Source organism: Stenotrophomonas sp. 05L414_2 (assembly GCF_056397905.1).
Map to the genome: position 1 here is coordinate 1 of NZ_JBFTOJ010000159.1, position 9,632 is coordinate 9,632.

The following is a 9,632-nucleotide window of genomic DNA, read 5'->3' on the forward strand; positions in this document are numbered from 1 at the left end:
TCGGAGCCTTTTTCCGCAGGAAAACGGCTCCGACCTGTTCTTTCTTCACCCGACACCAGAAACCGTCTTTGCTTTCGCCTTTGCCATCCGCTCCGCCTCATGAACCTGTCGTGGCCGGGGTGGTGGGGTCGCGGGGGCGTAAGCGCCAAGGATGGCGCGCCCGAGCCTCCAGGGATTGATTCACGGCGTCCCCCGCGGGCCCACACCGCCCCGGCCCACCCACAGCACCACGAAGCGCCAGTGCTTCGGCCGTTGCCGTTGCTGTTGCCGTTGCTTCGAAGCCTGCCGCAGGCAGCGGCGCGGCCGCCAGCCGCACCCGATACAATGACCGTCTGCCGCACGCCGGCATCCCATCTCCAGAGCCAAAGAGTTGCCCATGTCCATCGTCCGCATGACCGACCTCGACCTCTCCGGCAAGCGCGTGCTGATCCGCCAGGATCTGAACGTGCCGATCGAGAATGGCCGCATCACCTCCGAACAGCGCATCACCGCTTCCCTGCCGACGCTCAAGCGCGCGCTGGAGCAGGGCGCGGCGGTGATGGTCACCTCGCACCTGGGCCGCCCCAAGGAAGGCGTGTGGAGCGAGGCCGATTCGCTGGCGCCGGTGGCCGAGCGCCTGTCGGTGCTGCTGGGCCGCGAGGTGCCGCTGGTGCGTGACTGGGTCGACGGCGTCGACGTGCAGCCGGGCCAGCTGGTGCTGCTGGAAAACTGCCGCATGAACGTTGGCGAAGGCAAGGACGATGAAGCCCTGTCGAAGAAGTACGCCGCTCTCTGCGATGTGTTCGTGATGGATGCGTTCGGTACCGCGCACCGTGCGCAGGCGTCCACCCATGGCGTGATCCGTTTCGCCCCGGTCGCTGCCGGTGGCCCGCTGCTGATGGCCGAGCTGGATGCGCTGGCACTGGCGCTGGATGCGCCGGCCAAGCCGCTGCTGGCCATCGTCGCCGGCAGCAAGGTCAGCACCAAGCTGGAGCTGCTGGCCAACCTGGTCGGCAAGGTCGACCAGCTGATCGTCGGTGGCGGCATCGCCAACACCTTCATCGCGGCGGCCGGCTACAAGGTCGGCAAGTCGCTGTACGAGCCGGACCTGCTGGATACCGCCCGGAAGATCGTGGCCGACGCCAAGGCGCGGGGTGCGGACATCCCGCTGCCGGTGGACGTGGTCACCGCCAAGCAGTTCCTGCCCGACGCGGCTGCAGAAGTGAAGGCCGTCGATGCGGTGGCCGAGGATGACCTGATCCTGGACATCGGCCCGCAGACGGCCGCGCAGTACGCACAGCTGATCGCCAAGGCCGGCACCGTGGTCTGGAACGGCCCGGTCGGCGTGTTCGAGTTCGAAGCCTTCAGCAAGGGCACCGAAGCGCTGGCCCGCGCCATCGCCAGCTCGCCGGCGTTCTCCATCGCCGGTGGTGGCGACACCCTGGCCGCGGTCGACAAGTTCGATATCGCCCAGCAGGTCAGCTACATCTCCACCGGTGGCGGCGCGTTCCTGGAATTCCTGGAAGGCAAGACGCTGCCGGCGGTAGCCGCCCTGGCCGCGCGCGGCGCATGAGCGTCGATCCGCGGGTGGACGGAGAAGAGCGTGCAACGCTCTTCTTCGACATGGACGGCACGCTGATCGATTCGGAAGTGGGCATCACCACCTGCATCGCCTATGCGCTGCAGAAGATGGATCACCCGGTGCCGCCGCAGGAAACGTTGCTGGGCTGGATCGGCCCATCGCTGCGTACCACGTTCGCGCCGCTGTTCGGTGATGCCGAACGGGTGGAGCAGGCCGTGGCCTTCTATCGCGAGCGTTTCGACGTGGAAGGCTGGCGCGAGCATACGATCTACCCGGACATCGAAGCGGTGGTACGCGCGCTGCACGCACGCGGCCATCGCCTTGCGGTGGTCACCGCCAAGAACGAGCCGCATGCCCGCCGCATCGTCGAGCATCTGCCGTTCGGTGGCCTGTTCGAGGACGTGATCGGTTCAACCCCGGATGGCTCGCGCAGCAGCAAGCAGCAGCTGGTGGGCGAGGCGCTGCATCGCCTGCAGCTGGCGCCGGAACGCTGCTGGATGATCGGCGACCGCCGCATGGACATCGAGGGCGCCCGTCACCACGGGCTGCGCAGTGTGGGCGTGCTGTGGGGCTTTGGTGGCGAGCAGGAGCTGACCGAGGCCGGTGCCGGGCAGCTGGCCCGTGATCCGGCGCAGCTGCTGGCCTTGCTCGCCTGAGTTGGACGATGCCGCGCGCCGGGCCTTGCCCGGCGGCGTTTCCGCTGCCATAGACCAGCGTATGTCCGGAACATGTCCATGCGATGTCCCGCAGAGTCAGGCAGCACAAGGCTGTAACCGTATACATGGGACGTGAAGGATGTGCTAATTTCCGTCCTTTAACGGGAGAGGCCCATCCATCATGTTCGAGCGTCAGCGTCGCACCAAGATCCTTGCCACCCTCGGTCCGGCTACCGATCCGCCGGGCGTGCTGGAGGATCTGTTCCGCGCCGGCGTCAACGTGGTGCGCCTCAACTTCAGCCACGGTGACCCGTCCGGCCAGGCCAAGCGTGCCGCCGATGTGCGCGCCGCCGCGCAGCGTGTGGGTGTGGAAGTGGGCATCCTGGCAGACCTGCCGGGCCCGAAGATCCGCATCGAGCGCTTCGCCGAGGGCAAGGTGCATCTCAAGGCCGGTGACCGCTTCGACCTGATCGCCAGCACCGATGCCGGCCCCGGCGATGCCACCCAGGTGGGCGTGAGCTACCTCGGCCTGCCGCAGGACGTGACCGCCGGTGACGTGCTGCTGCTCGACGACGGCCTGATGCAGCTGCAGGTGGTGGAAGTGCAGGGCGAGCGCATCATCAACACCGTGCTCAACGATGGTCCGTTGTCCGATCGCAAGGGCCTGAACAAGCAGGGCGGTGGCCTGTCGCTGGGCGCGCTGACCGAGCGCGACAAGGAACTGATCGGCATCGTCGCCAAGATCGGCGTGGATTTCATCGCCGTATCGTTCTGCCGCAATGCGCAGGACATGAACGATGCGCGCGAGATCGCCGAATCGCACGGCTGCTACGCCGCGCTGGTGTCCAAGATCGAGCGCACCGAGGCCATCGAGAACCTGGAAGAGATCGTCGACGCCAGTGACGTGGTGATGGTGGCGCGTGGCGACCTGGGCGTGGAAATCGGCGATGCCGAACTGCCGGGCCTGCAGAAGAAGATCATCAAGGCCTCGCTGGCGCAGAACAAGGTGGTGATCACCGCCACCCAGATGCTGCAGTCGATGGTCGAAAGCCCGATCCCGACCCGTGCCGAAGTGCTGGACGTGGCCAACTCGGTCATCGACGGTACCGATGCGGTGATGCTGTCGGCCGAAACCGCCGCCGGTGCGTATCCGGTCAAGGCGGTCGAAGCGATGGCGCGCATCTGCCTGGGTGCCGAGCGCCAGTTCCAGACCGAGACCGACTTCGGCGCTTCGCCGCGCAACCTGGAACGTGCCGACCAGGCCATTGCCATGGCCACCATGTTCCTGTCCCAGCACGTGGGCGTGCGCGCGATCGTGGCGATGACCGAATCCGGTGGCACCGCGCGCTACCTGTCGCGATTCCGTGCCTCGGCACCGGTGTTCGCGGTCACCCGCCACGACGGCGCCCGCCGGCAGATGGCGCTGATGCGCGATGTGTTCCCGATCAACTTCGACAGCCGGGGCTTCACTCCGCGCGAAGCCGCACGCGGCAGCATCCGACTGCTGGTGGAGGGCGGCATGCTGCAGGCCGGCGACCGTGTGGTGTTCACCAGCGGTGAGCACATGGAAACCCACGGCGCGACCAATACCCTGCGCCTGCTGGAAGTGGGCGAAGACGGCCGCGCCAGCGGTCTGGGCGACCTGTAAGAGGTGGCCACATCGGGTCGGAGCCGCGGGCGCGGATCCGACCCGGGGTCAGATCCCCGAAAGGGGCTCTGACCCGATCCGGCAGGACATTTCCTGTCCCGCACAGACAGTGGAACCGGTTCCATCCGAGCCTCCACGTCGGGGCAACGGATAGCGGGGCTATACTTACGTTTTTCCCGCACCCGCCACAGGAAGTACATGAGCATCGAACAGCTGGCTGAAACCGCCCAGGCCATGGTTGCCCCGGGCAAGGGCATCATCGCGATCGACGAATCCACCGGTACCATCGCCAAGCGCTTTGCCAGCGTCGGCATCGAGAACACCGAAGAGAACCGTCGCGCCTACCGCGAACTGCTGCTGACCACGCCGAAGCTCAACGAGCACATTTCCGGCGCCATCCTGTACGACGAGACCATCCGCCAGTCGACCAAGGACGGCGTGCCGTTCGCCAAGTACATGTCCGACCACGGCATGATCCCGGGCATCAAGGTGGACAAGGGTGCGCACCCGCTGGCCGGCTGCCCGGGCGAGCTGGTCACCGAGGGCCTGGACGGCCTGCGCGAGCGCCTGCAGGAGTACTACAAGCTGGGCGCGCGCTTTGCCAAGTGGCGTGCGGTCATCAACATCGGCGAGAGCATTCCGTCGGGCACCTGCATCGAGTCCAACGCGCATGCGCTGGCCCGCTACGCCGCGCTGTGCCAGGAATGCGGCCTGGTGCCGATGGTCGAGCCGGAAGTGATCATGGACGGCGAGCACGACATCGAGACCTGCTACGAAGTCACCGAAGCCACCCTGCGTTCGCTGTTCGACGCGCTGTACCAGCAGAACGTGCTGCTGGAAGGCACCATCCTGAAGGCTTCGATGGTCATCTCCGGCAAGGGCTGCGACGAGCAGGCCGATGTCGAGGAAGTGGCCGAATCGACCGTGATGTGCCTGAAGAGCACCGTGCCGGCGATCCTGCCGGGCGTGGTGTTCCTGTCCGGTGGCCAGAGCGATGAGCAGTCCACCGCCCACCTCAACGCCATGAACCAGATGGGCAACCTGCCGTGGCCGCTGAGCTTCTCTTATGGCCGTGCCATGCAGCAGGCGGCACTGAAGCTGTGGGCCAAGGACATGAAGGGCAACTACGCCGCAGCACAGAAGACCGTCTACGAGCGCGCCAAGGAGAACGGCCAGGCCGCGCTGGGCAAGTGGAACGGCTGATCCGCCGTTGCGCAGCATGAACTGAACACGGCAGCGCCGGCATCATGCCGGCGTTTGCTTTTGCCGGTATCGTTGCCGCCTCCCGCACGCCAGGCCAGTGCGGGGGGCATACATGGAAGGCCAAGGAGAAGGAACATGCGTATCACCGCAATCACGCTGGCCGTGGCCACGGTGCTGGCTGTCGGCGGCTGCAACCGGATGGGTGGCAGCACGGACATGGGCAAGGCTCCCTCGCTGGAGTTCGACAAGCCGGTCTCCGGCGAAATCACCTCGCGCAGCGGCGTCAATTTCAACGATGGCAGCCACCATCAGCTGTACCAGCTGAAGCTGGAAGACAAGCAACTGGCCGGCATCACGTTGACCGGTGCGCTTCGCGGCTCGATCGCCGTGTTCAACAATGGCGTGCTGGTGGCCAGCAGCAACTCGGACTACGAGCGCGGCAACGACGTTTCGCTGGCGTTCCGCGCCAACGGCACTGGCAGCTACCAGGTGGCCATCAATGCCGACGGCCCCTCAGCCTTCGGTCCGTACCGCCTGCGCGCCGAGAAACTGGTGCCGTATGACGGCAAGCCGATGGTGGCCGAAGGTGAGATCGCCGACCTGCTGGTCTCCAAGTCGCAGGATTACACCCTGCAGGTGGACAAGGCGGGCATGTACGAAATCCGCCTGGAATCGAAGGCGTTCGATACGGTGCTGAAGCTGGATGGCAACGGCGTCCAGTCGGAGAACGACGATGGCGGTGATGACACCAATTCGCGCATTGGCATGCCGCTGGAACCGGGCAAGTACACCCTGCGCGTGCGCAGCCTGGATGAAGCCAGTACCGGCGCTTTCAAACTGACGGCCAAGCGCACCGAGCTGCCGGCCAACATGGTCATGCGTGATGGCACCTCCCTGCCGAACACCGGCAGTGTGTTTGCCATGCTCGATGGCGAAGGCCGCCGCCGCTTCCTGCTGAGCCTGCCGCGTGCGGCCGATGTGCGCCTGGACGCCATTTCCAGCCAGGTGGATACGGTACTGCGCGTGGTCGGCGGCGACGTGGAGCTGGTCAATGACGATGGTGGCAACGGCACCAACGCACGCGTGGAAGAATCGCTGCCGGCCGGCCACTACACCGTGGACGTGTCCAGCCTGAGCGATGAAGCGGGCATGGTGGAAGTGCGCGTGCAGATCGACGGCGCCGCGTCGGCCGCGGCATCAGCTGCTGCTACGGCGGCCGCCGACGCTGCCGCTGAAGCGACGGACTGACGCCGCCACGAGGACGCAAACGAAAAGGCCGGGCAATGCCCGGCCTTTTTTTTTTCCACGTCCGTCGTTGTTTCAATGCGCCGGCACGAAGCCGGTATCGCCCAAGGGCGACAGCAGCGAACCGCGCCCGCTGTCGGCGACCTGGCCTGCGGCCGACAGTGCCTGCTGGTAGGCCTTGGCGGTCGCCGTGTTGAACGCCACCAGCACGATCCGCATCGGCTGGGCGTGGCTGCGCTGCCAGGCGAGTGTTTCGGTGACCGCGATCTGTGCGGCCTGGTACAGCGGATAGCCATACACACCGCAGCTGATGGCCGGGAACGCGATCGACTGCAGGTTCAGTGATTCGGCCAGCTGCAGCGACTTCCAGTAGCAGTTCGCCAGCAATGCCGGTTCGTCGCGCTGGCCGTCGTGCCAGACCGGACCGACCGTATGCAGTACGTGCCGTGCCGGAAGCGCATAGGCATCGGTTGCGCGCACCTCACCGGTCGGGCAGCGCACACCGGGGCGCAGCTCCGGCAGACGCTCGCACTCGGCCAGCAGGCCAGGGCCGGCCGCACGATGGATGGCGCCGTCGACACCGCCGCCACCGAGCAGTGATTCATTGGCCGCGTTGACGATCGCATCCACCGCCAGGGCCGTGATGTCGCCCTGCCACACTTCGATCTTCATGCGTCCGTCTCCTGCCTGTAGTTGTTGCGCGCCGTGCCCACGCTGGCTGCACCCGCATCTTGCGGGACAGGGCATCGATGCTGCGTCATGACCGTCTCATGCACTGCGATCCGCGCTGTTCATGCACGATGGCCGGCGGCGCCTTCACGCAGGCTGAAGCGAGCGCCGCACGCGGCAAAACGAAAGTTTTCGGGGTGAATCTCTTATGATTTCTGGGGAAAGCTGTCCGCTTCCGTCGGCAATACCCAGACAGGATCACCCAAATAGCAAACGCCCACCGCGAGGGTGGGCGTCATCCTGCTGTCATCGACAACGCGGCGATCAGGGCAGACCGGCCAACCAGTCGTCGTCCGAACCTTCATTGACGTCGGCGAACAGCGGCGTGGAGAAGTAGCGTTCACCGGTGTCCGGCAACATCGCCAGGATCACCGCGCCCGGTTCGGCGCGATCTGCCACGTCCAGTGCGCTCGCAACCGTGGCACCGGCGGAGATGCCGACGAAGATGCCTTCCTCCGCCGCCAGCCGGCGGGCGGTGGCGATCGCGCGGTCATCTTCCACCGTCACCAGTTCGTCCACCACATTGCGGTTGAGTACATCGGGCACGAAGTCCGGGGTCCAGCCCTGGATCTTGTGCGGCTTCCAGTCATCGCCCTTCAGCAAGGCGGCGCCGGCCGGCTCGGTGGCGATGATGCGGGTGTCCGGGCGGGCGACCTTCAGTACTTCGCCGACGCCGGTCAAGGTGCCGCCGGTTCCCCAGCCACTCACGAAGTAGTCCAGCCGCTTGCCGGCGAAATCACGCAGGATCTCCGCGGCGGTGGTGTTGCGGTGGTAGGCCGGGTTGGCCGGGTTGGCGAACTGGCTGGCCAGGAACCAACCGTGYTCCTCGGCCAGCTCGCGCGCCCTGCGCACCATGCCGCTGCCGCGCTCGGCGGCCGGGGTCAGGATGACCTTCGCGCCGTAGGCCCGCATCAACTTGCGGCGTTCCACCGAGAAGGTCTCGACCATGGTCGCCACGAACTTGTAGCCGCGTGCGGCCGCCACCATCGCCAAGGCGACGCCGGTGTTGCCCGAGGTGGCTTCGACGATGGTGTCGCCCGGCTTGAGCAGGCCACGCTGTTCGGCATCGAGGATGATCGCCAGCGCCAGGCGATCCTTCACCGAGCCGCCCGGATTGAAGGACTCGACCTTGGCGTACAGGGTCACGCCCTGCGGCGCCAGTCGCTGCAGCTTGACGATGGGGGTGTTGCCGATGGTGTCGAGGATGGAGTCGTACAGGGCCATGGGAGCGCTCCAGGAACAGGCCGCGCCGGGCTCGGCGGGCGGAAAGGAAGTGGGCTGGCTGTTCAGGCCAGCGGCTGCCGGCTGACCGTAGCGCCGGCATATGACGCCCGGAAATGACCAGATACCTTTCTTAAACAACCTTTGGTTATAAGCTGGTGACGGCAATTGACCCTAGAGTGGACCTCCGCCCCCACATCGCCCGCCTGCCATGACGCTGACCCAGCTGCGCTACCTGGTTGCCATCGCCGACGCCGAGCTGAACATCACGCTCGCCGCCTCGCGCGTGCATGCCACCCAGCCTGGGCTGTCCAAGCAGCTCAAGCAGCTGGAGGACGAACTGGGCTTCCTGCTGTTCGTACGCAAGGGGCGCAGCCTGGAGTCGGTCACCCCGGCCGGCACCGAAGTGATCAGCCGCGCCCGCGCGGTGCTGTCCGAGGCCAACAACATCCGCACCTACGCGGCCAACCAGCGTCGCGAGAGCCAGGGCCAGCTGATCCTGACCACCACCCACACCCAGGCGCGTTTCGTGCTGCCGCCGGCGGTGGCGCGCATCAAGCAGGCCTATCCGCAGGTCAGCGTGCACCTGCAGCAGGCCGGTGAGGCCGATGCGCTGGACCGGCTGAACCAGGGCGATGCCGATATCGCGATCATCAGTACCGCCGGCAGTGAACCCAGCGATGGCATCGCCGTGCCGCTGTTCCGCTGGCGGCGGCTGGTGGTGGTGCCCAAGGGCCATCCGCTGGATCGCGCCGGGCGCGCACCGGACCTGGCGGCATTGGCGCGACAGCCGTTGATCAGCTACGAATCCTCGACCCGTCCCAACTCCTCGTTGCAGCGCGCCTTTGCCGCGCAGAGCCTGGTACCCGATCTGGCGCTGACGGCGCTGGATGCGGACCTGATCAAGACTTATGTGCGTACGGGTCTGGGGGTAGGTCTGCTGGCCGAGATGGCGATCAGCGCCAACGACGAGGATCTGCGGGTATGGCCAGCGCCGGCGCCGATCACCGAGTGCGTCGCCTGGGCGGTGCTGCCGCGCGACCGGGTGCTGCGCGACTACGCGCTGGAGCTGGTGCATGTGCTGGCCCCGCAGATTGATCCGCGCGACCTGCGGCGGGTGCTGGATGGCAACCAGGCCGCGTCCTGGCCGGTGCCGCCGACCTGGGAATCGCTGACCCAGACCATCACGGTGTGAGGTTGGTCGAGCAGGGCTGCGCCCTGCACCTGCTACGACATTCAAGCAACAGCAACGGCAACAGCAACGGCAACAGCGGGCATTCCGTGGGATGGCGGGGCGGTGTGGGTAGGCAGGACACGCCGTAAACCCGTCCATGGGGGCTCGATGGCGCCATCCATGGCGCCAACGGTC

General features: G+C 66.5%; 8 protein-coding genes. 6 read left to right on the forward strand and 2 right to left on the reverse strand.

Translation table 11 applies throughout. The features are described 5' to 3' along the window. The first annotated feature begins 376 nt into the window (after nucleotides 1–376). From AC1DJN_RS17890 to AC1DJN_RS17910, 5 genes are all read left to right on the forward strand, one after another. On the forward strand, nucleotides 377–1,552 hold the full coding sequence (locus tag AC1DJN_RS17890; RefSeq protein WP_032975202.1) for a phosphoglycerate kinase: 1,176 nt from the start codon (nucleotides 377–379) through the stop codon (nucleotides 1,550–1,552). Continuing rightward, a complete protein-coding gene (locus AC1DJN_RS17895) occupies nucleotides 1,549–2,217 on the forward strand; it encodes an HAD hydrolase-like protein (RefSeq protein WP_051584904.1) in 669 nt (222 codons plus the stop codon). The genes AC1DJN_RS17890 and AC1DJN_RS17895 overlap by 4 nt, the downstream gene beginning before the upstream one ends. Before the next feature lie 181 nt (nucleotides 2,218–2,398). Continuing rightward, complete coding sequence (pyk, locus tag AC1DJN_RS17900) at nucleotides 2,399–3,865, forward strand: pyruvate kinase (RefSeq protein ID WP_032975201.1); 1,467 nt, start codon at nucleotides 2,399–2,401, stop codon at nucleotides 3,863–3,865. 198 nt (nucleotides 3,866–4,063) lie between these two features. Next, nucleotides 4,064–5,068: a class I fructose-bisphosphate aldolase gene (locus tag AC1DJN_RS17905; protein ID WP_025874258.1), complete on the forward strand. Its 1,005-nt coding sequence runs from the start codon at nucleotides 4,064–4,066 to the stop codon at nucleotides 5,066–5,068. A 135-nt stretch (nucleotides 5,069–5,203) separates the two neighbouring features. After that, nucleotides 5,204–6,316: an ABC transporter substrate-binding protein gene (locus tag AC1DJN_RS17910; RefSeq protein WP_312963262.1), complete on the forward strand. Its 1,113-nt coding sequence runs from the start codon at nucleotides 5,204–5,206 to the stop codon at nucleotides 6,314–6,316. 72 nt (nucleotides 6,317–6,388) lie between these two features. Here AC1DJN_RS17910 and AC1DJN_RS17915 read toward each other — a convergent pair whose 3' ends face one another. Both AC1DJN_RS17915 and cysK read right to left on the reverse strand, forming a co-directional pair. Continuing rightward, nucleotides 6,389–6,985, reverse strand: coding sequence for an O-acetyl-ADP-ribose deacetylase (locus AC1DJN_RS17915; RefSeq protein WP_025874259.1), 597 nt, complete (start codon nucleotides 6,983–6,985; stop codon nucleotides 6,389–6,391). 321 nt (nucleotides 6,986–7,306) lie between these two features. Next, entirely contained in the window at nucleotides 7,307–8,266 is a 960-nt protein-coding gene (gene cysK / locus AC1DJN_RS17920; protein ID WP_032975199.1) for a cysteine synthase A, read from the reverse strand. 208 nt (nucleotides 8,267–8,474) lie between these two features. On the opposite strand from cysK, the gene AC1DJN_RS17925 reads away from it, so the two are divergent. Then, a complete protein-coding gene (locus AC1DJN_RS17925) occupies nucleotides 8,475–9,458 on the forward strand; it encodes a LysR family transcriptional regulator (RefSeq protein ID WP_301910080.1) in 984 nt (327 codons plus the stop codon). Nucleotides 9,459–9,632: the final 174 nt, after the last annotated feature.